Genomic DNA, 21,167 nt, shown 5'->3' on the forward strand with positions numbered 1-21,167 from the left:
TCCGTATGCAGTTCCGTGCCTCGCTCGGCGCGCTGTTGGTCGGGAGCGTCCTCGCCGTCCCGACGATGCTGTTCTCGCTCGTCGTCGACGGGTCGGTCGTGGGCGCGACGGCGCTCGGCCTCGGTCTGTTCCTCCCGTTCGCCGTCTACGCCGCCCACGTCGACCCCGACCCTGCGACACGGTTCCCGGCACGCCCCGTCCTCGCCGCCGGGAGCGTGCTCGGCGTCGGACTCCTGCTGGTCGCCGCACTCGACGGACCGACGGCGTTCGGCATCGTCGTCGGCGCGCTCACCGCCGCGCTGGCGTTCGGCTACCACGGCCGGTACGCACGGACCCCGCTGTCGCCCACGCTGGTCGGTGTCGGTGGGACGGCGGTCGGACTCGTCGTCGCCGCCGTCGCCGTTCTCACCGCGACGCCGCTGGCGGGCGGGCTCGGTGTCGCCGCCGTCGCCGCCGCGAGCGTCGACTACTGCCGTGCGCGGTCGTACCTCTCCCGGCGGAGTCGCCGAATCGCCGCGACCGTCGCGCTGGTCGGCGGGATGGTGGTGGTCGTCGGAGGCGTCCTCGCCGACCGGGCGACGACGGGAATCGCGCTCGCGTCGGCGCTTCTGGTGGTCGGTGCGGCACTCGCTGTCGAGTGACCGGTAGAACGAAACCCGTTTACGTGGGATGCGCTTTGGTTCACCTGCGGGACCGTGGGTTAGCCTGGTATACTTCGGGCCTTGGGTGCCCGTGACCCCGGTTCAAATCCGGGCGGTCCCATTCCACCTTTTAGCTTCGTCGGGTGCGCGAAGCGCACCCCTCCTCGCAAGAACCTGGACCAAAAAGAGGCCGCGACTCGCTTTACTCGTCGCGGTACAGCGTGCTTGAGAACCGCAGACAGCGATTCAAATCCGAGTGGACTTGCTCTTTCCGAGGAACGGACGTGACGAGCGAATCGCTCGTCCGCCCGTTTGAACCAGACGAGACCGAGCGAAACGAGGTCTCGGCGAGGTTGGAATCCGGGGACCCGACTCGTCTCCCGAAGGACCCGTTCGCTTCGAGTCCCGAGATTCGAGACGTGAAACACACCCACTTCTTTCGTCGATAGCTCCAGATAGTATATTGCAGAGCCACAGTTACCACACAGATTCAAGTAAAACCCGATTTTGGACAGGAATAGTTCGTTTAGCAAGCCCGTGGCTTAACCTCTTTGGTAACTGATGGCACGGTGCTATGAACGGAGCTACTCACGTGATTCTGCAGGTCGAAATCCCGCAGTTCCTACAGGAGACCGTCGCCCAGACCATCGCCTTCGTCCCGAACCTCGTCGGGGCGCTCGTCGTCCTGCTCATCGGGTGGGTCGTCGGGCGCGTCGTCCGGAGGATCGTCTCGGGGGTGACCGACCGGGTCGAACTCGACCGACTGGTGTTGAACACGCCCATCGGGTCGATACTGGGCGGGACGGAGGACGCGGTGTCGAACGCATTCGGAACGCTGGCGGCGTGGTTCGTCTACGCGGTCGCGCTCCTCGCAGCGGCCGACGTCCTCGACGTGGCGGTCCTCTCACAGTGGATCGCGACCGTCGTCTCGTACCTACCGGCGTTCGTCGCCGGCCTGTTGATCATCGTCCTCGGCTTCGTAGTGGCCGACTTCGTCGGTGACGCCATCGAGCGAACGCGAGCGGCGACCCGAACCGCGTACACGTCGTGGTTCGCAACGGGCGTCCGACTGTTCCTGTACTTCGTCGTGATCACGGTCGGTCTCGACACCATGGGCGTCGACGTGACGCTGCTCACGACCGTTGCGACGGCTCTGGCGATCGGTGTGGCGGTCGCCATCGGCCTGGGTGGCGGACTCGCCATCGGCCTCGGCGGGCGGGAGTACGTCGCGGACAACGTCGACCGGTGGATGCGTCGCGCGAAGCACGTCACCCCACCACCCGACGGCCAGTCCGAGGAGAGCACACCCATCTCCGACTGAACGCCCGAAGGCGGTCGCTTCTTGCCGACGTACGCTGACGTAGCCCCGACACGTGTCGCCGCCGATCGCCACCCGTTCGACGAGCGGACGGCGGCGGCACCGCGTCCGTCCTGTTCGTCGTCGGTGCGGGGAGGAGTACGCCGTCAACGAGAGAGACGGGACCGTCCCGACCTCGCTGGTCGTGGTCATCGTCACGAGCGCGACACACCTCTCTCGTACGGAGAACCCACCGGTTTCAGTCGCCGGTCGTCAGCACCCGCGTGATGCGCTCGCCGTCGTCGACGGCGATGGCCCACGCGTCGCTCACGGCACGGTCACCGAGCACGTGTTCGGGGACGAGGGGTGCGGGGACGGGGTCGAAGCCGGCCCGTCGCATCGCGCGGTAGCTAGCGTAGACGCCGAGCAGGTGGCCGGTCACGTCCGTGACGTGAAGGCGCTTGTCGGCCGCACGGCGGTACGAGTACGGAAACGCGTCGGCAGGCGGGGCACGGAGTGTCTCGACGGAGTCCAACCGGGCGACGACCTGTTCGTCGTCGTAACACACCAGTCGGACGTTGCCCTGGCCGACGGGGACCTCCTCCCAGCGGTAGTCGGGGCGGTAGGCACGCCACGCGGCGAGTCCGCCGTGTTCGAGGCGGACACGGTCGAGCGAGGGGTAGAACTCGCGGTGGCCGTCGGTCGCACGGCGGACGAAGGCCGGCGAGGAGAGGACGTCGTGTGCGTCGGCCGCGACGGTCGGTGTGGCGACGAACAGACAGCGACGACCCTCGCGGGCGGCCCCCGCGACGCGTTCGAGGACGGTCGTCGGGTCGGCCTCCGAGAGACGCTCGATGGCGAGCGAACGGTCGTCGGCGGGGAGCGAGTCGCTCAGGCGTGCCCCGGTCCGTGGCGTCGCCACCGCGTCCGGTTCCCCCCGGTCGGTCGAGCGTGTGACGTCGAACCCCCGACTGCGGACGTACCGCACGCCGTCGTCGAGAGCGTCGCTGGTGGCCATCGAGAGCACTACGACTCCTGCTGGCAAGAACTGTACGACGGCGGCAGGGCCCCGGCACGAACCGCCACGACCACCGTAGTTCACGTTCACTTCCGGGTCGCTCTTTGCGAACCTTCTTGTCTGATTAGGCGATACCGACGGTAATGGCACAGGCGGAGAACACCGACATCATCGACGACTTCGAGGAGTTCTACCGCAACTACTACCGGAACGACATCGGTGAACTCGCGCGGAAGTACCCCAACGAGCAGCGCTCGCTCTACATCTCCTACGACGACCTCTATCGCTTCGACCAGGACCTCGCCGACCAGTACCGCAACCAGCCAGGACAGCTCCAGGAGTACGCCGAGGAGGCGCTCAGACTGTACGACCTGCCCGTCGACGTCTCGCTCGGGCAGGCTCACGTCCGTATCCACGAACTCGACCAGGTGACCGACATCCGGGACATCCGGGCGCGTCACCGGGGGCAGCTCATCGCGGTCCGGGGCATCGTCCGGAAGGCGACCAACGTCCGTCCGAAGATACAGCAGGCGGCCTTCGAGTGTCAGCGCTGCGGTACGCTCACCCGCATCCCCCAGACCGGCGGCGACTTCCAGGAACCCCACGAGTGCGGTGGCTGTGAACGACAGGGGCCGTTTCGCATCAACTTCGACCAGTCGGAGTTCGTCGACGCCCAGAAGATTCGCGTCCAGGAGTCCCCCGAGGGACTGCGTGGCGGGGAGACCCCACAGAACATCGACGTCCACATCGAGGACGACGTCACCGGGAAGGTGACCGCCGGCGACCACGTCAACGTCACCGGCATCCTCAGGCTCGACCAGCAGGAGTCCGGGCAGAAGAAGTCCGCCATGTTCGACGTGTTCATGGACGGCATCGCCGTCGAGATCGAGGACGAGCAGTTCGAGGAGATGGACATCACCGACGAGGAGAAGCGGAAAATCGTCGCGCTGTCGGACGACGACAGCATCTACGAGCAGATGGTCGGGTCGATGGCGCCCTCCATCTGGGGGTTCGAACAGGAGAAACTCGCCATCATCCTCCAGTTGTTCTCGGGAGTCACGAAACACCTCCCCGACGGCTCCCGGATTCGTGGCGACTTCCACATGCTCCTGATAGGGGACCCCGGGACGGGGAAATGCGTCGCCGGAGACACTCGCGTTACGCTCGACGACGGCTCCGAGGTACCGATTCGCGAGCTCGTCGAATCGAATCTCGACGATCCGAAGCCCGTCGACGACGGCGTCTGGGACGCGGTCAATTTCGACGTCCCGTCGATGGGCGACGACGGGTCGTTGACGATGCAGCGGGCGACGAAAGTCTGGAAGCGAGAGGCCCCCAAACAGCTCTACCGAATCCGGACTGAGAGTGGTCGCGAAGTCGACGTGACGCCTTCTCATCCGCTGTTCGTCGGGCGCGACGGTGGAACCGAACCGGTCGTCGCCGAGAATCTCGACGAAGGGCAGTTTATCGCCGTTCCGCGGTCGTTACCGACGATGGGTGACGATTCGCTGGACATTTCGACTCGACGGTCGCAGGCCAACAACGCCGTCAGACTCGACGTTCCAGATCGACTGACGCCGTGGTTCGCTCGACTCCTCGGATTCGTCATCGCGGAAGGGTACGTCCAGCGTCGAGACGGCGGCAGCGCAACGACCTACGTTACGAACGACGACCGCGAGATTCTCGACGACGTCACGAACGCACTGGAGCGACTCGGGTTGAATCCGAACGAGCGCAGCCCACACGGTGGGAAGACCGCTCGTGAAATCGTCTGCTCGTCGAGTGAACTCGCGAGTCTCTTCGAGGAACTCGAACCGGCGATGCTTGCAGGGTCGAACGAACAGCGTGTTCCACCCGCGATACTGCGGGCCACTCGACCGGCCAAACGGGGGTTCCTGCAGGCGTTCGTCGACGCAGAGGGGACCGTCTCACCGAAGCAACGCGAAGTGAGCGTCTCTTCGACCAGTCGAGAACTCCTCGAAGCGGTCAGGAGTCTGCTCCTCGCGTTCGGCATCGATTCGCAGCTTCGGTCGAAGGCAGGTGGGAGCTATCGACTTCGCATCAGCGGCGATGACTTCGCGCGATACGTCGGGCGTATCGGCTTCGTTACCGAACGCAAGCAGTCCGCTGCCGAGGCGATGGTCGACTCGACGTCGAACACGAACCACGACGTGATTCCTGCCGTAGGAGCCACGCTACGAGACGTCAGGGAATCGCTCGGATCGACACAGGCAGACTGTGGGCTGCCACGAAGCACGTACCAGCACTACGAACGCGGCGACCGTAACCCGAGTCGAGAGAGCCTGAAAACGGTCGTCGAGACGTTCGGGAGTGAACTCGACGACACGGTCAACGTGGTGGCAGACGGTGGTGTCGACGCTGCTGCTACGACGCTCGACAGACTCGGCGCGATGGCGAACGACGACATCGCGTGGGACCGTATCGAATCCATCGAACCCGTCGAGTCGAACGACGAGTGGGTTTACGACCTCGAAATCGAAGGAACGCACAACTATCTCACGAACAACGTCGTCTCGCACAACTCCCAACTCCTCCAGTACGTCCGGTCTATCGCTCCGCGCTCTGTGTACACCTCCGGTAAAGGGTCGTCCAGTGCGGGTCTCACGGCCGCCGCCGTGCGCGACGACTTCGGCGAGGGCCAGCAGTGGTCGCTCGAAGCCGGTGCGCTCGTCCTCGCCGACCAGGGTATCGCGGCGGTGGACGAACTCGACAAGATGCGCCCCGAGGACCGCTCGGCGATGCACGAAGCGCTAGAGCAGCAGTCCATCTCGATTTCCAAGGCCGGCATCAACGCCACCCTCAAGTCGCGCTGTTCGTTGCTCGGCGCGGCGAACCCGAAGTACGGCCGGTTCGACGAGTACGAACCCATCGCCGAGCAGATCGACCTCGAACCGGCGCTCGTCTCGCGGTTCGATCTCATCTTCACGGTGACGGACAAACCCGACGCCGACCGTGACCGCGACCTCGCCGACCACATCCTGACGACGAACTACGCCGGGGAACTCCACACCCACCGCACCGAGAACGCCACCTCGAACTACTCCGACGACGAGGTCGAGAAGATAACCGAGACGGTCGAACCGGCCATCGACGCCGACTTCCTCCGGAAGTACATCGCCTACGCGAAACGCACCTGCTTCCCCGTCATGACCGAGGAGGCGAAAGGGGAGATCGAGCAGTTCTACGTCGACCTGCGAGCACAGGGCACCGACGGCGACTCACCCGTGCCCGTCACCGCCCGGAAACTGGAGGGCCTCGTGCGTCTCGCGGAAGCCTCCGCCCGCGTCCGTCTCTCGGACCGCGTCGAGGTCGAGGACTCGAAACGCGTCATCGACATCGTTCGCTCGTCGCTGGAGGACATCGGGATGGACCCCGAGACCGGCGAGTTCGACGCCGACATCGTCGAGACGGGGCGTTCGAAGACCCAGCGCGACCGCGTGCGCTCGATCAAGGACATCATCCGCGACGTCGAGACCGAGTACGACGACGGCGCACCCGTCGAGGAGGTGCTCGACCAGGCCGAGGCCGCCGGCATCGAACGCTCGAAGGCCGAACACGAGATCGAGAAACTCCGGCGACAGGGCGACGTCTACGAACCGAGTCAGGACCACCTGCGGACGGTCTGAGGACTCGGCTCAGTTCCCGGAGTCGTCGTGCAGTGCCGCGTCCAGTTCCCTCTCCGTCAGCTCGGTGAGCGCCCGCGGTTCGTCGGGCGGCCCCGACGTGTCGTCCTCGGCACCGTCGAGCGTCCGCTGCCACCACTGGACGTCGTGCCACGCGCCGTGTTTGTAGCCCGCTCGCTCGAACGTGCCGACGGGCGCGAACCCCATCGAGTCGTGCAGGCCAGCACTCGCGGCGTTTGGGACGGTCATGCCGGCGTAGACGGTCCGATAGTTCTGTCGAGCCAGCAGGTCGAACAGCGCGGTGTAGAGCGTCCGGCCGACACCGGAGCGGTGGCTGTCGCGGGCGACGTAGACCGAACACTCGGCGCTCCAGCGGTAGGCCGGTCGTGACTGGAACGGTCCCGCGTACGCGTAGCCCACGACACCGGCGTCCGTCCCGGCGACTAACCACGGATACTGCGGGAGTGTCGCGTCGATTCGCTCGCGCAACTCGTCGGCCGACGGCGGGTCGCCCTCGAAGGAGATGGCCGTCTCCTCGACGAACGGCGCGTAGATTCGGCGTATCGCGGGCGCGTCGTCGGGGCTGGCGAGTCGGCGGCGAACGTCGGCAGAGGCGGGCATGCAGGGAGGACCACGCGAGTCGGCAAACCAGTGGTGCCGTCGTGTCCGCTCACCGGGACGCGCTCACATCTCCTGTTCCGTCGGGCGAATCAGCAGTTCGTTGACCGAGACGTTCGCGGGTTGTGTGACGGCGTAGACGATGCCAGCGGCGATGTCGTCGGGTGCGAGCGCGTCCATCGACGCCACCATCTCCTTGGCTCCCTCTCGTTCGTCCTCGTCGGGGATGTGCTGCTGGAGTTCGGTGTCGACGGCCCCCGGTTCGACGAGCGTCGTGCGGATACCGTCGCCACAGAGGTCCTTCCGGACGGACTCGGTGAAGCCGTTGACGCCGAACTTCGTCCCGTTGTACGCGGCGTGGCTCGGGTAGGCGTGGCGGCCGGCGACGGACGAGAGCTGGACGACGTGGCCCCGGCCGTCGCCCGTCTCCTGCATCTTCGGGACGGCGAACCGCGTCGCCTTCATCAGACCCAGCAGGTTCACCTCGACCATCTGCTCGAAGTGGTCGGTGTCGGACGCCTGGAACGGTTCGTTGAGCATCACGCCGGCGTTGTTGAGGAGGACGTCGAGTCGGCCGAACTCCTCGACGGCCGTGTCGACGAGGCTCCGTACCTGCTCTTCTTCGGCCACGTCCGTCGGGACGACCAGCGCGTCGCCGCCCTCGTCTTCGATGTCGTCGGCCAGCGTCCGGAGGTCGTCCTCGCGGCGGGCGGCGAGGACGACGCTCGCGCCCTCGTCGGCCAGCACGCGTGCGGTGGCTTCGCCGATACCCGAGGAGGCACCGGTGACGATTGCGACACGGTCTGTGAGGTCCGTCGGTGAGACGTCGACCATACCGAACGGAGGAGCGTGGGACGGAAAACGCCGGGCGAGGCGGGGGCGATTGCCGGTGTCACACGGCGGCCGAACCTGTATCCGTCCCCGTGACCTACGTGGCCCCATGATAACACGCGTCGTTCTCTCGCATCCCGAGGCGCTGAGCAGTTGGGGTCGTCAGCAGATAGCGACGACACACTTCCGCGCGTGGCTCGGACGTACCCACGACACCTTCGAGGAGGGCGAGCAGTTCGAGGAGTTCGCCGACGTGGGCTGTTGTGGGGACGCGCTCCACATCCCGTTCGTCGTCGAGGCGGTGGAGGGGAGCGGCGAGGTGACCCGCGAGACGGCCGTCGAGTACGTCGAACGGACGGGGTGTGACTTCGCGGGTGGGTGGGAGGTGCAGAGTCGGGCCGGGCCGTCGACCTGACGCCGTCCGGACCGCCGGAGAGCCCCGGTGTGTCGGCCCCTCACGCCAGCGGCGAACGCCGGTGGCCCGGCCGCGACGCCTCCGCGTCGCCGTGTCCGGGAACCGCCCCCACGACCAGTGTTCCGACGAGACCCACCAGCGCGAGCGTTCGTCGAAGACGGGACGACTCCGACACCGAAGACGGCGGTCCGGCCAGCGATGCCGTACCGGGTCCGTCGCTGCCGGCCAGTGGCCGCCACGAACACGCCTGCGACGGCCGGTGAGAGCGACTGCGGGAGTGCGGCGGTCACACCGGCGATAAACTACTGGCTGCGATAGCAAACGGGGCATCGGCGCGAGGAGAGCGGCCGGGGACACGGGTCGTCCGGTCGTCGAACCGTCGAGCGGCGTCACGGCGGTACACGGTTCGCGTCGACGCTCGCGCCCGACGGGCAGCGTCGCTGGACAGTCCGAAGCGACGGGAAGCGCTTTTGTGCCGCCGGCCGTGAGCGTCGGTCGATGGACCGGATTTCGGCGCTTCGGAACGTCGAGGACGCGCTGAGCGAGTTCGAGGCCGGCGAAAGCGACCTCGCGTCCATGGAGCGTCGCGTCCGGGGTGTGTTGCGCACCTACGCCACCGAGTTCGCCGAGCAGGACGCGTACCGTGCGAGCGGCGCGGAGGGCGTCGACGGCGTCGTGGTCCTCGCGTCCTCACCCTCGGAGGCCCGCGAACGGGCCGCCGACCTCACGGGCGTCGACCGGGGGTCGGTGTCCGTCGACCGCGTGGAGTGACTCCCCCGGTCGGAGGATTCGAGGCCGACTACACATCATTTTAGTGCAACGAGTCGTGAACCTCTCGCGTGTTGCTCGTCGTCGCCTACTCGCGGGCCGCGCGCACGTCGCTGCGGAACGTCCACAGAAGTCACGAGGAGAGCGTCGTCCGACGGTTCGGTCGCGTCGCACTGTTCGAGTTCACCGAACTCGGGGCCTTCCTCGCGCTTCGACTGCGGGCGAAGCATCCGGAGGACGTTGCCGTCGACCGTGTCGAACCGTTCAACGAGTTCGAGGCCGTCCCCGAGTCGGTTCGGGACGCCGCGGCCGCCTACGAAGCACGAGAGCGCGAGAGCCTCCCGTACACGGCCTTCGCGGCGGACCGGGAGTACCCGCTTCCCGAGACGATGGCCGGCCGCGACCTATGAGGCTCACGCTGGACGAAGACCGGGAGACGGACGCCGCCGACCTCGACGGCCGAGTCGCTCGGTCGGAGGTGCTCGCGGCCGTCCGCGGCGAGCGGGCGTGGCTGGACTGTCCCGAACCGGGACCCCTGTTCGAGCGAGTCGGAGCGGTCACCCCCGAACTGGCGGTTCGCCCACGGACCGCACTCGCCGTCGCCGCGCGGTCCCGCGGAGTGACCGCACCACAGGACGAGGAGATACGCCGACTCCGGTCTCGGCTGGAACCGCTCGACGGCGACGACGACGACGTCGAGACGGCGACACACCGACGGCGACTGGCCGAGACGAGCGAGGGCGTCGACCGACTCCGCGAGCGAGTCGCGCGCCTCCAGGGTCGAATCGCCGCACTCCGCGAGCACGAGGACGGTTCGAGCGACGCCGAGGCCGACCTCACGACGGCGCTGACGGCGCTCACCGAGCACGAGACCGAGCAGGTCGCCGCTCGTCAGGCGCTCGACCACGCCCGCGAGCGACGACGTGACCGACACGACCGCCGAGAGGAACGGCGGCGACTCGACGATCGCCTCGCCAACCGCGAGCGGGCGGCGCGACGCCACCTCGTCGAGCGGGTCGAACCGGAGTTCAGGGCGGCGGTCGGGGCGCTCGACGGACCGGACGCTCGGGAGACGCCGTTCGAGGCGTCGCCGGTGACCGCCGCGCTCGCCGTCTACCGCGTCGGCGACCCGGCCGCGCCGGTCGTCCTCGACTGCGACCGGTTCCCCGACGCGCGGACGGCCGCCGACTGGCTCGACACAGCCGTGCTCCGGGTCTGACACACCGCCCGGAGTTTATCAACCACGACGGTACCAGCGCCGGCCATGAACGCCGAGTGGACGACACGCCACTGCGCCGACCGAACACTGATCGAGGTGACGCTCACGAGCGACCGACCGCGACGGGTTCGGGTCGAACCGACCGGCGACCCGACGCTCCACCCGCCACGGACCGGGGGGATCCCCGACGCCGGATGGGACGACACCGGCTTCTCGGGGGTCGTCGACGGCCGACTCGGTCTGGGGTTCGCCGTCACGGACCCCACCGACTCCCCGCCCGTCACCGTCGACTGGCGCGGCCCGCCCGACGACGACCCGACCTTCGAGGGCCACCCCGACGTACCACGCGTCGAGGCGACCACGGACGGTGTCCTCCGGACGCTTTCGGACCCACGGCCACCACGAGCAGCGCTCCCGACAACGGCGACGAGCGGAGAGGCCACGTCCGCGACCGACCGCGAACACGGGACCGGCGAGGAGGCGGAGCGCGACGCCTCGGACCGGCCGACGCCCGAGCGACCCTCGGCGGCGACGGACGGAGCGTCACCGATACGGGAGACGAGCGACGGTGCCACCAAGGACGAACCGAGCGACGACACGCCGTCTACCGGGGTCGACCTCGCGGCGGTCGAGCGCCGTCTGGAACTGGCCGAGCGACTCGCGGCGGCCGAGACGCTGACGGCGGCGAGCGCCGCCGTCGCCGCCGCGGGCGGTATCGACGGGGTCCGCGCACTCGACGGACACCTCGCTGCGGACCGTGACCGCCTCCGGGCACTGGCAGAGCGCGTCGAGACCCTCGGAGACCGCGTCGACTCGGTCGACCTCCCGGTCGAGACGCTCGCCCGTATCGGCGGTGAGCGACCGTGATCGTCGCCGTCACCGGTGGGAAAGGCGGTGTCGGGAAGTCGACGGTCGCGTACAACCTCGGCGCGGAACTGGACGCCGTGGTCGTCGACGCGGACCTCGGGATGGCCGACCTCCCGACCGGTCACGGGCCGGACCTCCACGACGTCCTGGCCGGGCGAGCGGACGCCGTCGAGGCCGTCCGCGAGGATGGGCCGGTCGACCTGCTCCCCTGTGGCCGGTCGCTGGCCGGGGCACACGCCGCCGACCCGCGGCGACTCGTCGACACCCTCGCGGCCGTCGAACGGGTGTCCGGCCCCGTCGTCGTCGACTGTCCTGCGGGACTCGGGAGCGACGTCGGCCTCCCGCTGCTGGCCGCCGACGCCTCGCTGCTGGTGACGACGCCCGACCGCATCGCGCTCGCCGACGCCGTCCGGGCGCGGGCACTGGCCCGTGAACTCGACGCCGGACTCCTCGCCGTCGCGCTGAACCGCGCCGACCCCGACGCACCCGTCGACCACGTCGAGGAGACGTTCGGTGCGCCGGTCGTCCCCGTCCCCGAACGGGCGGCTATCGCTCGGGGAACGGCCAACGGTCTCCCAGCCCGACAGGTCGCGGCGTCGTGTGGCGAACCGTTCGCGGCCCTCGCCGGTCACGTTCGACTCGTCGCTCGCTGAGAAGCAGTCCGCTCGGTCCCCCGTCGTTCCCGACGGGTCGGGGTCGTAGCGTCCGTCTCGGTTCAGTCCTCGGTCAGTTCGACGTACGTCGTCCGGAGCGTGACGGGCGTGACGCCGCCGGCGTCGGCCGCCTCCGCCTGCGTGAGCGGGTAGCTCCGCTCGCGGGCGGCGGTGTAGAGACACGCTGCCGCGACCCCGCCGGGGTTCCGGCCGGTGACGAACGCGGTGTCCAGCCCCTCCAGCAGGTCACGCGCCGCGCGTTCGATGGCCTGTGGCAGGTCGAGGTCGCTGGCGAACCGCGCGAGGTACTCGGCGGGGTCGATGGGACCGGTCGGCAGGCCGAGGTCACGGTTGAGCGCGTCGTACGCCGTCTGGAGTTCCGCGCGGGTCGCCTTCGCGTGCGCGACGACTTCGTCGACGGTCCGCGAGAGGCCGTCGGCCCGGCAGGTCGCGTACACTGCCGCCGCCGCGAACCCCTCCAGCGACCGACCGGGAAGCAGGTCGGCGTCCTGGCCCGACTCGAACAGCACGCACGACCGGTCGCGGATGGACTTCGGCAACTGGAGGCGGTCGGTGAGGCGGCGAATCTCGGTGAACGCGTAGACCTTGTTGCGCTCTGACTTCGTCGATATCTGGGCGCGACTGTGCTGGCGGCGCATCCGGGCGACGCGACGACGCTTGCGCCCCTTCAGCCGCGAGGAGTAGCCGATCTCCGTCGAGAGACCGCGGTCGTGACGCGAGCGGGTCAGCGGCGCACCCGTCCGCTTGGGGTCGGTGTCGTCGTCCGCGAACGAGCGCCACTCCGGACCGCGGTCGAGGCTGTCCTCGCCGACGACGAGACCACACTCGCCACAGACCGTCTCGGTTCGTTCCTGCTGCAGTCGACCACTACACTCGGGACAGCTTCGTGCCGTCGTGCTCATATCAGAAACTCGGTCCCGAACCCATGTAAAAGGCTACCGGGAAGCGTCGATTTCGACCTTCAGAAGCCCGCTACCACGTGTCGGTAACCGACACCTGTACGGAACGTCGTTCGTTCACCCTTCGAAAACAGTCACGTCATAGGACAGGATTTAACAGTGGGGAGGCGTGAGTCCGGGCCATGGGACTGGCCGACATCGCGGCCGGACTGGAGGTGACCGCCGAGCAGCGAGCGCGCGGTGTCGCCACCGTCGACGCCACCGAGTCGTCGCTCGCGGAGCGACTCGCACCGTTCGCCGACGATCTGCCGTGTTCGCCCGACGAGGCGGAAGCCGTCGTCGAGACGTACGCCGGCGGCGAGAGCGTCGGAACGAGCGCACGCGCGGCGGGCCTACCGCCGATGACGGGTGCGAAGACGCTCCACCTGCTCGGCGAGCGGTGTCGCCGCTCGGGCCGACCGGCCGCGAGGTGGTTCGTGACTGGCTGAACGCGGAACTGTCGCGGGCGGACGCGCTCGCGCTCACGGGTGCGAGCGAGACGGCGTTCGTCCTCGCGGCCTACGTCGAGACGCACGACCCGCTCGACGAGGCGCGTGAGGTGCTGGCGGGGGCGCTGTCCCCGAGTGGCGACGCCGCCGTCGAGAAGCGAGAGCTGCTGGGTGAGACGATGAGTGACGCGGGCAGCCTGCGGTGACTCCAGTCACCGCGACGCCGCCGTGTCACGAGTGAGCAATGTGACTTCACTTCGGTGACGACGGTCAGCGACCGATTCTGTCGAGGACCCCCGGTTCGTCCGTATCGAGGTCGAACGACGCTCCGAACAGCGTCTCGCACGTCCGGGCGACCCCCGCGACGAACGAGTCGTCAGCGGTCAGCGAGACCGGCACTTCGCGTGGGTCGGTCGTGTCGGCTTCCGGAATCGCCCCTGCGACGTCCTCGGGGTCGCCCCCGTCGGTGAACGTGAGCACCGTCTCGGGGTCGGGCGCGCCCACGTCCGCGAGACGGTCCCGCTGGCGGGCGAGGCCGTCGTGCCCGCGCGGGGTGTCCGGGGCGACGAGGGCGACGCGGTCGGTGGTGGTGACGGCGGCGACGGCCTGGTTCGCCGCGACGGGTGGTACGTCGACGAGGACGTGGTCGAAGGAGTCGGCAGCCGTCTCGACGAGCGACCCGAACCGCTGGGCCGCCTCGGGCGTCTTCGCGCGAGCGAGTCGCTCGAACGGTGCACGGGCGGGACAGACCGCGAGTCGGCCCGCGTCGTCGGTCTCGACGTCGACCAACCCGGCCGCGAGCGACGGCGTTCCGGCGTCGGCGTCGGTACACAGCGCGGTGACGTCGGTGTCGAGTCGACCGGAGACGTGGTCCGCGAGCCCCTGTGTCGCGTAGGCGGCGTCGAGGACACAGACGTCACGGCCGGTTCGTGCGAGGACGGCGGCAGATTCGAGCGTCGTGCGGGTCGTGCCGGCACCGCCGACCGCTCCGACGAGGCTGAGCGTGGTCATACGTTCCGTCGTTTGCTCCTCCGATAAAAACCCAGTGACAGCGGGCCGTCAGAAGTCCGCTCGACTCAGCCAGTCGACGGCCGCCGCGACGAACCACGCCATCCAGACGGTGAACGCGACGAGCGCCGCGGCGTACTGGAGGCGCACGTCGGGGACGATGACGAACGCGACGAGGGCGGCGAGCGTGACGACGGCGAGCGCCAGTCGGTTGCGCAGGTGGTCGCCGAGCGCCGCTCGCGTCGCTTCGCGGGCGTCCGGTGGGGGCGTCTCCTCGTCGGGACGGGTGGGTGTCACGGGTTCGTTCTGGGGTCGGCCACGACGCCGGGTCGGTGCGTCACTCCGCGTGGTCGCGGATGGCACCGGCTACCGCGTCGAACTCCTCGTCGTCCAGTTCGGGCCGCGTCCAGTCGAGGGTGTGGAGCGGGCCGACGCCGTCGTCCTCGAACCGCGGGACGACGTGGAGGTGGGCGTGTGGCACCTCCTGGCCCGACGCCGCGCCGTTGTTCATGCCGACGGTGGTCGCGTCGGCGTCCACCGCGGCCTCGACGGCCGGTGTCAACTCGCCGGCGGTGGCGAACACGGCCTCCCGAACGTCGTCGGGCATCTCCGCCACCGTCTCGTAGTGGTCGCTCGGGATGACGAGCGTGTGGCCCCGCGCCAGCGGGTTCACGTCGAGGAACGCGAACGTGTGCTCGCCCTCGTGGACGGTCCGACTCGGGACGTCGCCGGCGACGATGGAACAGAAGATGCAGTCCTCGCTCATGGCGCGACGCTCGCCCGCCGCGGGCAAAAGCGTAGCGGGCACCGTCCGATACGCTCGCGGACCCCATCTACCGGCCGTATACCGCGCCAGGCGAGGAACTTTACCCCCGCACCACCCGTGACGAACCATGGCAATCGACCACACGGCCGCCGGTCGGCCGGACACGACCCTCGAGACGGTTCGCGTCGAGGCGTTCGGGGCGACGTTCGACCTCGACGCCACCTCGCTCGACCGGTCTGCGGCCGACCTGCGACGACAGGTCGGCGAGTACGAACGCGGCGAACGCGAGACGTTCGACTGCTCGGTCACCTACCCCGACGACTTCACCGGGCGCGTGATGCGGGCGATGCGCGAGATTCCGTTCGGCGAGACGCGCACCTACGGTGACCTCGCGGCCGCCCTCGACACCGCGCCCGTCGCCGTCGGCGGGGCCTGCGGTCGGAACCCGGTGCCGCTCGTGGTCCCGTGTCATCGCGTCGTCGCCAGCGACGGCGGTCTCGGTGGCTACTCCGCCTCGGGCGGCCTCGACACGAAACGGCGACTGCTCGTCCACGAGGGGGTGCTGGAGGAGTGAGCGAGACGGCGGACGACGGCGACGAGTCCGAACACGACGACCTGTCGGACGGGACGGGCGACGACCGGCGGGCAGGCGCGGTCGGAGACGACGGGGCGACGCCGGACGACCGGTTCGTCCCGGCCATCGACTGTCACGTCCACCTGATGCCCGAACGCCTCGTCGCGGCCATCCGCGGTGCGCTCCACGACGAGGCCGGGTGGGAGTTTCCCCACCCGAGCGACCGCGAACCGATGGAGCGGACGCTCCGCGCTGCGGGCGTCGAACGCTACTGCGCCCTGCCGTACGCCCACAAGCCCGCCATCGCCCGCGAGTTGAACGAGTGGGTGCTGGCCCGGTCGGCGGAGTCCGAGATGGTCGTCCCGTTCGCCACCGTCCACGGCGACGACCCCGTCGAGGAGGTGGTCCGCGAGGCGTTCGAGGCGGGCGCACGCGGCCTGAAGTTCCAGTGTCCCGTCCAGCGCCTCGCGCCCGACGACCCGCGACTCGACCCGGCGTACGAACTCGCCGCCGAGTACGACCGGTCGGTGCTGTTCCACGGCGGCACCGCTCCGATGTTCGAGGCCAGCCCCTACGTCGGCGTCGAGCGCTTCGAAGCGTTCGTCGACTCCTACCCCGACGTTCGGGCCTGCTGTGCCCACATGGGCACCTTCCAGCACGAGCAGTTCCTCGACGTGCTGGCCGAGAACGAACACGTCTACCTCGACACCTGCTTCGCCATGTCGAGCGCCGTCGGCGAGTCGATGGCGTTCGACCCGAGCGAGATACCCGACTCGGCGTTCGTCGAGCACGCCGACCGTATCATGTACGGGTCGGACTACCCGAACATCCCCCACAGCTACGAGAGCGAGCGCGAACACCTGCTGGGGCGTGACCTCCCCGGAGAGACGTACCGCGACCTGTTCCACGACACCGCAGAACGGTTCCTGGGGGAGCGCTGAGCGTGCCGACCGACGGACCGACGGACGGTTCCGGTCGGAGGGTCGTGACGGACGGGGGGAGACCGTGGTGAGCGTCGGCCTCCCGCGCGACCGCTGGCGGTGGGTGCTGTGGGCCGTTCTCTCGGGCGGGTTCCTGCTCGTCAACTTCCATCGCGTCTCGACGGCGGTGCTCGCCGAGAGCCTCGGCCGGGCGTTCGACACGACCGGCGCACAACTGGGTCTGCTCCACGCCTCCTTTTTCTACATCTACGCCGGACTCCAACTGCCGGCGGGCGTGCTGGCCGACCGCGCCGGGACGCGACGGGTCGCGGCCGCAGGTGTCGCCGTGATGAGCGTCGGCGTCGTCTGGTTCGCGCTCGCCGACTCGCTCGTCTCGGGGTTCGCCGGCCGTGCGCTGGTCGGTCTCGGCGGGAGCGTCTGTTACATCGCCATCCTGCGGTTCTGTGCCAACTGGTTCCGCGACGACCAGTTCGCCACGATGACCGGGTGGACCGTCGCCGCTGCCGGACTCGGCGGCGTCCTCGCCACGACGCCGCTCGCGCTGGCCGTCGAGGCGACTGGCTGGCGAACGACGCTGCTCGTGACGGCGGCCGTCGGCGGGGTACTGGCGGTCGGTATCTTCGCGCTCGTCCGCGACAGCCCCGAGAAGGCCGGATTTCTCCCCGTCGAGGGTGCCACCCCGCCCACACGGAGCGTCGACCTCGGAACCGTCTGGTCGAACGTCGTGCGCGTCCTCCGTGACCGCGAGACGTGGATTCTGGGCGTCATGCTCTTTTTCGTCATCGGGACGAACTTCACCGTCCTCGGCCTGTGGGGCGTCCCGTTCGTCGTCGACGTCTACGGGACGACGGTCGCTGCCGCCTCCACCGTCGTCCTCGTCGGGAACGTCGGCCTCCTGCTCGGTCCGCCGGTCGTCGGGACCCTCTCGGACCGCATCGGCCGCCGGACGGACGTCATCCTCGCCTCGGCGGTCGTGTTCACGCTCTCGTACGGCGTGGTGTTTCTCGTCGTCACCCCGCCGCTGGTCGTCTTCGCCGCGCTGCTGTTCCTAGCGATGTTCTCCAACGGCGGGACGCTGCTCGCCTACACCGTCGCCAAGGAGCGCCACGCCGCCAGCGCCAGCGGCACGGTGACGGGGACGGTCAACTCGCTGGGCTACTTCGGCGCGGCCGTCTTCCCCGCGCTGATGGGCGTCGTCCTCGACGCCTACTGGACCGGGCGGACCGTCGACGGCGCTCGCGTCTACACCGTCCCCGGCTACCGCGTCGCGTTCGGCCTCGCCACCGCGACGGGCGTCGTCGCCGTCGCCTGTGCGGTCTACCTCCACGTCCGGACCAGCAGCGGCGCGAACGCACGGGCCGTCCCCGCCGACGACTGAGCCGACGCGGCGGCCCGACGGGTGTCGCCGTCGAACGACGCCGGTGCCGTCCACGGAGCGGTCGGAGACCGACGAGAACAGTCGTCAGTCGTTGAGTCGCGCCTTGTCGAACCGGCTCAGCGGGAGGCGCAGGTCGTCGAGGCCGGGGAGGTGCTTGACGTTGGAGACCACCTTCGCGGAGTCGGAGGTCGGTGCGCTGAGACAGGAGAGCCTGATACCGCGGTCGAGCCACTTCTCGGGGAGGATGTGGTCGTTGGGCATCGGCATCTCGCCGTCGACGAGCGCCACCGCACAGTTCGAACACGCGCCGCCACGGCAGGCGTACGGCCACCGCAGGCCGTGTTCCTCGGCGGCCTCGAGCAGCGAGTCGTCCGGCGGCGCGACGAACGCGCCGAACTCGTCGACGTCGAGGGCGGCGTCGGCCGCCTTCTCGAAGAGGTCGTCGTCCGTTATCTGCCAGCCACGGTCGGCGAGCGCCTCGTAGTCGAGATACTCGACGCGGACGCCCTCCGGTTCCCGGTCCGCCGGGTCCTCGCCGGCCTCGCCGTCAGAGTCGTTGTCACCGTCGCTCTCGCCGTCCGCCGAGTCGTCGCCGTTCAGTTCGGGAGCCTCGGCGTCCTCCGAGAGGATCGTCTCGTAGGCGGACCGGACCTGCTGGAACTCGTGGGTCGAGCCACCGTGGTCGGGGTGGGCCTCCAGCACGCGCCGCCGGTAGGCGCGTTCGACCTCCTCGTCGGTGGCGTCCGACTCGACGTCCAACACCTCGAACGGGGATTCCACACGCTCCGTTGGCGCTCGTAGAGCGTAAAATCCTCGTCTTTCGGCGAGCGAGCGGGGACGGCGGAATCGGCCGGTTCGAGGGCAGACCCGTCGAATCGTCGCGTCGACGACGCCCGTCGCGGTGGCGGGACGACTGGCGACCGGAGAGACGGAGAGTCACCCCAGCGACCGCTCCCCGCTCGCGTCGACGCTGGCCGCGAACGCCGGGAGCGCCGGCAACACCGTCTCGACCGGCCCGGTGTTGAACTCGCGGAACAGGCCCTGCACGCCCTCGATGGTCGTATCGTCCACCCCGACCCCACGGAGGTCCGCCGGCGCGAGTCGCGGCCGGTAGGGAGTGGTCCCGACGAACTCGTCGACGAGGTCGGTCGTCTCCGCGAGCGCTCGGTCGAACCCCTCGCCCTCGAAGACGGGGTCGAGGTCACTCCAGAGCGTGTCGAGGAAGGTGGGCCACTGGGCGAGACAGCGGTAGATACTGGGGAGACTCTCCTCGAACCCGTGGAACGCTCGAATCGAGTCGACGGTGTCGGCCAGTTCCTCGGGCGGCGTGTCGACCATCGTCGGCGGTGCCCCCCGGTCGCGGTCCAGCCAGTCCGGGAACGCTCCGGTCGCCCAGCGCTCGTCGGGCGGCGAGGGGTCGTGCTCGTCGTGGAGCGCACGGTCCATCGTCTCGAACAGCACCGCGAGTCGGGGCGCGACGACGTCGAACGTCGCCAGTTGCCCGCGCAGTTCGGCGAACTCGGCCGGCGAGACACCCGCCTCGGTACGTCGGTAGGTGGGCACGTCGAGCGCCGAGAGCACGGCGTCGCGGTACGCGACCGAGAGACGGGCGAACCCACGGGTCTCGAAGAGCGGCTTCACCTGCCCCCACGCGTAGCGCGTGAGTTCGGGGTCGTTCGCCATCACGGTCCGGAAGATCCAGTTGACGACCGGTGCGCGGAACGTCTCGCGGACGTCGTCGTAGACGCCGCGTCGCCACCCGGTCGCCTCGTTCGCGTACAGTTGGCGGCTGGTGTCCATGCCCCCGACTCACACGCCGAGCGGGTAGCCGTTGTGGTGACCGGTTACCGACTGCGTTCGACGGCCCTCGAGGACCGCTCGCCGGAGGGCGACGACCCCGCACGGTCGACGGCCCCGTCCGTGGTGGTGTGGTCGGCCGGTGTCGCCTCGCCGTCGTCGAGTTCCAGTGTGACCGGTCGGGCGAGTCGCCCCAGTGCGCGGCGCACCGGCCCCGGGTCCGACCGTTCGACGGGGACGAACGCGCTCCCCTCACGGACGACCAGGTCACGCTCGCGGAGGTGGTCGAGGGCGTCGTCGACTGCCTCGGGCGTCTCCTCGAACGTCTCGCGGAGTTCCCGACGAGTGTGCGGTCGGTCACGCAGTCGCTCACGGACCCGCCGAGCGAGGTACTGTCGGTACACCTCGTCGCCGTCGGCCGGGGTCGAGTCGGGTCGACGGACACCCTCGTGGCGGAGCGTCTGGACGCCGTCGAAGAGCATCCACGCGCCGCCGACGGCGAACAGCACCCCCATCGCAACACCCGCGTCACCGGAGTCGAGCAGCGCTAGCGCGACACCCGAGACGGTCACGAACAGCCCCGACGCGACGCTCTGGATCTCGCCGCGCAGGTCGTAGGCGTCGGCGACCACCTCCGAGCCACCGACGAGGACGGCGCTGAGCAGTGTCGTGAGGAGGACGTTTCCGGGGTTCTGGTCGGTGATCCACGCCAGCACGAGCACCACCAGGACAGCCATCCCGACCGACCGCCGGTCGAGTCGCTCGCGGAGGGTTCGACGGAGGGGGGCCAGCATCGTGTCGGGCCACGAATCGGACGCTCAAGAAAGCTGGCTTCGACGGGTCAGTCGAGTGCCGTGCGGAACCGTTCGCGTTCGACGACGCGGAACGTCATCGCTACCTCGCCGACCGGTCGGGGGTCGGCGTCACTCCCGGCCGAGTCGTCGCTCCCGTCGAGTCGCGCGGCCGTCGCGTCGAGGTGGACCCTCGGCCCGTCGGTGTCGACGACGACGGTCTCGACGCGAAGCCGTGTCCCCTCGGGGGCCGGTCGACGGTGGGTGAGGTCGGCGTGTTCACCGACCGTCCCGGTGCCGTCGGGGAGGTGACCGTGGAGCGACTCCCGGCCGACGAACTCACACGCCGCGAGCAGGTGTGGCGACCCGAGGACGTGGAGATGCTCGTCGGGCGTCGAGTCGGCCGCCGCCGGCAGACCGGGCGGGTCGGTCTGTTCGCCGAACACCGTCGTCGTGTGCCGGCGTTCGACGGTGAACTCGCGCGTTCCGGCGATTCGTTCCTCGGCGAGATGCGAGAGGTCCATGCGGGTCGC

23 protein-coding genes, 1 tRNA gene and 1 pseudogene are annotated in these 21,167 nt (G+C 69.2%); 14 read left to right on the plus strand and 11 right to left on the minus strand.

The window, feature by feature from the left end:
* Positions 1-5 precede the first annotated feature (5 nt).
* The 3 genes from GQS65_RS08810 to GQS65_RS08820 all read left to right on the plus strand — a co-directional run bounded on the left by GQS65_RS08810 (position 6) and on the right by GQS65_RS08820 (position 1,962).
* Positions 6-641: a hypothetical protein gene (locus GQS65_RS08810; protein WP_158204251.1), complete on the plus strand. Its 636-nt coding sequence runs from the start codon at positions 6-8 to the stop codon at positions 639-641.
* 48 nt (positions 642-689) lie between these two features.
* Positions 690-762: transfer RNA gene (locus GQS65_RS08815), tRNA-Pro, on the plus strand.
* A gap of 453 nt (positions 763-1,215) precedes the next feature.
* Entirely contained in the window at positions 1,216-1,962 is a 747-nt protein-coding gene (locus tag GQS65_RS08820) for a mechanosensitive ion channel family protein (protein WP_158204252.1), read from the plus strand.
* 235 nt (positions 1,963-2,197) lie between these two features.
* Here the strand turns inward: GQS65_RS08820 and GQS65_RS08825 are convergent, their stop codons facing one another.
* Positions 2,198-2,956 (minus strand): hypothetical protein, encoded by a 759-nt coding sequence (locus GQS65_RS08825; protein WP_158204253.1) that lies wholly within the window; start codon positions 2,954-2,956, stop codon positions 2,198-2,200.
* A gap of 143 nt (positions 2,957-3,099) precedes the next feature.
* Here GQS65_RS08825 and GQS65_RS08830 point away from each other — a divergent pair, with 143 nt between their 5' ends.
* On the plus strand, positions 3,100-6,603 hold the full coding sequence (locus tag GQS65_RS08830; RefSeq protein ID WP_158204254.1) for an LAGLIDADG family homing endonuclease: 3,504 nt from the start codon (positions 3,100-3,102) through the stop codon (positions 6,601-6,603).
* Positions 6,604-6,612: 9 nt separating this feature from the next.
* On the opposite strand, the gene GQS65_RS08835 is transcribed toward GQS65_RS08830, so the two are convergent.
* A complete protein-coding gene (locus tag GQS65_RS08835; protein ID WP_158204255.1) occupies positions 6,613-7,221 on the minus strand; it encodes an arsinothricin resistance N-acetyltransferase ArsN1 family B in 609 nt (202 codons plus the stop codon).
* A gap of 63 nt (positions 7,222-7,284) precedes the next feature.
* Positions 7,285-8,052: an SDR family oxidoreductase gene (locus GQS65_RS08840; RefSeq protein ID WP_158204256.1), complete on the minus strand. Its 768-nt coding sequence runs from the start codon at positions 8,050-8,052 to the stop codon at positions 7,285-7,287.
* Between the two features lie 106 nt (positions 8,053-8,158).
* Here GQS65_RS08840 and GQS65_RS08845 point away from each other — a divergent pair, with 106 nt between their 5' ends.
* The 6 genes from GQS65_RS08845 (at position 8,159) to GQS65_RS08870 (ending at position 11,971) form a co-directional block, all read left to right on the plus strand.
* Positions 8,159-8,464 (plus strand): hypothetical protein, encoded by a 306-nt coding sequence (locus tag GQS65_RS08845; RefSeq protein WP_158204257.1) that lies wholly within the window; start codon positions 8,159-8,161, stop codon positions 8,462-8,464.
* 498 nt (positions 8,465-8,962) lie between these two features.
* On the plus strand, positions 8,963-9,235 hold the full coding sequence (locus GQS65_RS08850; protein ID WP_158204258.1) for a DUF7854 family protein: 273 nt from the start codon (positions 8,963-8,965) through the stop codon (positions 9,233-9,235).
* Positions 9,236-9,303: 68 nt separating this feature from the next.
* Positions 9,304-9,642, plus strand: coding sequence for a DUF7855 family protein (locus GQS65_RS08855; RefSeq protein WP_368279994.1), 339 nt, complete (start codon positions 9,304-9,306; stop codon positions 9,640-9,642).
* Entirely contained in the window at positions 9,639-10,451 is an 813-nt protein-coding gene (locus GQS65_RS08860; RefSeq protein ID WP_158204259.1) for a DUF7856 family protein, read from the plus strand. Before GQS65_RS08855 ends, GQS65_RS08860 begins: the two co-directional genes overlap by 4 nt.
* Before the next feature lie 45 nt (positions 10,452-10,496).
* Positions 10,497-11,318, plus strand: coding sequence for a DUF7857 domain-containing protein (locus GQS65_RS08865; RefSeq protein ID WP_158204260.1), 822 nt, complete (start codon positions 10,497-10,499; stop codon positions 11,316-11,318).
* Positions 11,315-11,971, plus strand: coding sequence for a P-loop NTPase (locus GQS65_RS08870; RefSeq protein WP_368279995.1), 657 nt, complete (start codon positions 11,315-11,317; stop codon positions 11,969-11,971). Before GQS65_RS08865 ends, GQS65_RS08870 begins: the two co-directional genes overlap by 4 nt.
* Positions 11,972-12,033: 62 nt before the next feature.
* On the opposite strand, the gene GQS65_RS08875 is transcribed toward GQS65_RS08870, so the two are convergent.
* Positions 12,034-12,894, minus strand: coding sequence for a transcription initiation factor IIB (locus GQS65_RS08875; RefSeq protein WP_158204261.1), 861 nt, complete (start codon positions 12,892-12,894; stop codon positions 12,034-12,036).
* Between the two features lie 179 nt (positions 12,895-13,073).
* Between GQS65_RS08875 and GQS65_RS08880 the strand changes: the two are divergent.
* Positions 13,074-13,585, plus strand: a pseudogene (locus GQS65_RS08880) (DUF7858 family protein).
* Between the two features lie 64 nt (positions 13,586-13,649).
* Here GQS65_RS08880 and GQS65_RS08885 read toward each other — a convergent pair.
* From GQS65_RS08885 to GQS65_RS08895, 3 genes are read right to left on the minus strand one after another with little or no spacing between them, the layout of a single operon-like run.
* The gene (locus GQS65_RS08885; RefSeq protein WP_158204262.1) at positions 13,650-14,390 is read right to left on the minus strand and encodes a ParA family protein; all 741 of its coding nucleotides are present in this window, start codon (positions 14,388-14,390) and stop codon (positions 13,650-13,652) included.
* 48 nt (positions 14,391-14,438) lie between these two features.
* Positions 14,439-14,684, minus strand: coding sequence for a hypothetical protein (locus GQS65_RS08890; RefSeq protein WP_158204263.1), 246 nt, complete (start codon positions 14,682-14,684; stop codon positions 14,439-14,441).
* Between the two features lie 40 nt (positions 14,685-14,724).
* Positions 14,725-15,153, minus strand: coding sequence for an HIT family protein (locus GQS65_RS08895; RefSeq protein ID WP_158204264.1), 429 nt, complete (start codon positions 15,151-15,153; stop codon positions 14,725-14,727).
* Positions 15,154-15,280: 127 nt separating this feature from the next.
* Between GQS65_RS08895 and GQS65_RS08900 the strand changes: the two genes are divergently transcribed.
* The 3 genes from GQS65_RS08900 to GQS65_RS08910 all read left to right on the plus strand — a co-directional run bounded on the left by GQS65_RS08900 (position 15,281) and on the right by GQS65_RS08910 (position 18,046).
* Positions 15,281-15,727 carry a methylated-DNA--[protein]-cysteine S-methyltransferase gene (locus GQS65_RS08900; RefSeq protein WP_158204265.1) on the plus strand — a complete coding sequence of 149 codons (447 nt, stop codon included), beginning with the start codon at positions 15,281-15,283 and terminating at the stop codon, positions 15,725-15,727.
* A gap of 125 nt (positions 15,728-15,852) precedes the next feature.
* Positions 15,853-16,668, plus strand: a complete 816-nt coding sequence (locus GQS65_RS08905) for an amidohydrolase family protein (RefSeq protein ID WP_368280067.1) — start codon at positions 15,853-15,855, stop codon at positions 16,666-16,668.
* Between the two features lie 67 nt (positions 16,669-16,735).
* Positions 16,736-18,046, plus strand: coding sequence for an MFS transporter (locus GQS65_RS08910; protein WP_199268430.1), 1,311 nt, complete (start codon positions 16,736-16,738; stop codon positions 18,044-18,046).
* 84 nt (positions 18,047-18,130) lie between these two features.
* Here the strand turns inward: GQS65_RS08910 and fer are convergent, their stop codons facing one another.
* The 4 genes from fer to GQS65_RS08930 form a co-directional block, all read right to left on the minus strand.
* The gene (gene fer / locus GQS65_RS08915) at positions 18,131-18,826 is read right to left on the minus strand and encodes a ferredoxin Fer (RefSeq protein ID WP_368279996.1); all 696 of its coding nucleotides are present in this window, start codon (positions 18,824-18,826) and stop codon (positions 18,131-18,133) included.
* Between the two features lie 156 nt (positions 18,827-18,982).
* Positions 18,983-19,846 carry a halocarboxylic acid dehydrogenase DehI family protein gene (locus GQS65_RS08920; protein ID WP_158204266.1) on the minus strand — a complete coding sequence of 288 codons (864 nt, stop codon included), beginning with the start codon at positions 19,844-19,846 and terminating at the stop codon, positions 18,983-18,985.
* Positions 19,847-19,890: 44 nt separating this feature from the next.
* Positions 19,891-20,637 carry a hypothetical protein gene (locus GQS65_RS08925; protein ID WP_158204267.1) on the minus strand — a complete coding sequence of 249 codons (747 nt, stop codon included), beginning with the start codon at positions 20,635-20,637 and terminating at the stop codon, positions 19,891-19,893.
* A gap of 47 nt (positions 20,638-20,684) precedes the next feature.
* Complete coding sequence (locus GQS65_RS08930) at positions 20,685-21,158, minus strand: thioesterase family protein (RefSeq protein ID WP_158204268.1); 474 nt, start codon at positions 21,156-21,158, stop codon at positions 20,685-20,687.
* Positions 21,159-21,167 lie beyond the last annotated feature (9 nt).

This window comes from Halomarina oriensis, from assembly GCF_009791395.1.
GTDB classification, from domain to species: domain Archaea; phylum Halobacteriota; class Halobacteria; order Halobacteriales; family Haloarculaceae; genus Halomarina; species Halomarina oriensis.

Coding starts and splice junctions, on each gene's coding strand:
- GQS65_RS08810 (WP_158204251.1), top strand. CDS start 6: ATGCAGTTCCGTGCCTCGCTCGGCGCGCTGTTGGTCGGGAGCGTCCTC.
- GQS65_RS08820 (WP_158204252.1), top strand. CDS start 1,216: ATGAACGGAGCTACTCACGTGATTCTGCAGGTCGAAATCCCGCAGTTC.
- GQS65_RS08825 (WP_158204253.1), bottom strand. CDS start 2,956: ATGGCCACCAGCGACGCTCTCGACGACGGCGTGCGGTACGTCCGCAGT.
- GQS65_RS08830 (WP_158204254.1), top strand. CDS start 3,100: ATGGCACAGGCGGAGAACACCGACATCATCGACGACTTCGAGGAGTTC.
- GQS65_RS08835 (WP_158204255.1), bottom strand. CDS start 7,221: ATGCCCGCCTCTGCCGACGTTCGCCGCCGACTCGCCAGCCCCGACGAC.
- GQS65_RS08840 (WP_158204256.1), bottom strand. CDS start 8,052: ATGGTCGACGTCTCACCGACGGACCTCACAGACCGTGTCGCAATCGTC.
- GQS65_RS08845 (WP_158204257.1), top strand. CDS start 8,159: ATGATAACACGCGTCGTTCTCTCGCATCCCGAGGCGCTGAGCAGTTGG.
- GQS65_RS08850 (WP_158204258.1), top strand. CDS start 8,963: ATGGACCGGATTTCGGCGCTTCGGAACGTCGAGGACGCGCTGAGCGAG.
- GQS65_RS08860 (WP_158204259.1), top strand. CDS start 9,639: ATGAGGCTCACGCTGGACGAAGACCGGGAGACGGACGCCGCCGACCTC.
- GQS65_RS08865 (WP_158204260.1), top strand. CDS start 10,497: ATGAACGCCGAGTGGACGACACGCCACTGCGCCGACCGAACACTGATC.
- GQS65_RS08875 (WP_158204261.1), bottom strand. CDS start 12,894: ATGAGCACGACGGCACGAAGCTGTCCCGAGTGTAGTGGTCGACTGCAG.
- GQS65_RS08885 (WP_158204262.1), bottom strand. CDS start 14,390: ATGACCACGCTCAGCCTCGTCGGAGCGGTCGGCGGTGCCGGCACGACC.
- GQS65_RS08895 (WP_158204264.1), bottom strand. CDS start 15,153: ATGAGCGAGGACTGCATCTTCTGTTCCATCGTCGCCGGCGACGTCCCG.
- GQS65_RS08900 (WP_158204265.1), top strand. CDS start 15,281: ATGGCAATCGACCACACGGCCGCCGGTCGGCCGGACACGACCCTCGAG.
- GQS65_RS08920 (WP_158204266.1), bottom strand. CDS start 19,846: ATGGACACCAGCCGCCAACTGTACGCGAACGAGGCGACCGGGTGGCGA.
- GQS65_RS08925 (WP_158204267.1), bottom strand. CDS start 20,637: ATGCTGGCCCCCCTCCGTCGAACCCTCCGCGAGCGACTCGACCGGCGG.
- GQS65_RS08930 (WP_158204268.1), bottom strand. CDS start 21,158: ATGGACCTCTCGCATCTCGCCGAGGAACGAATCGCCGGAACGCGCGAG.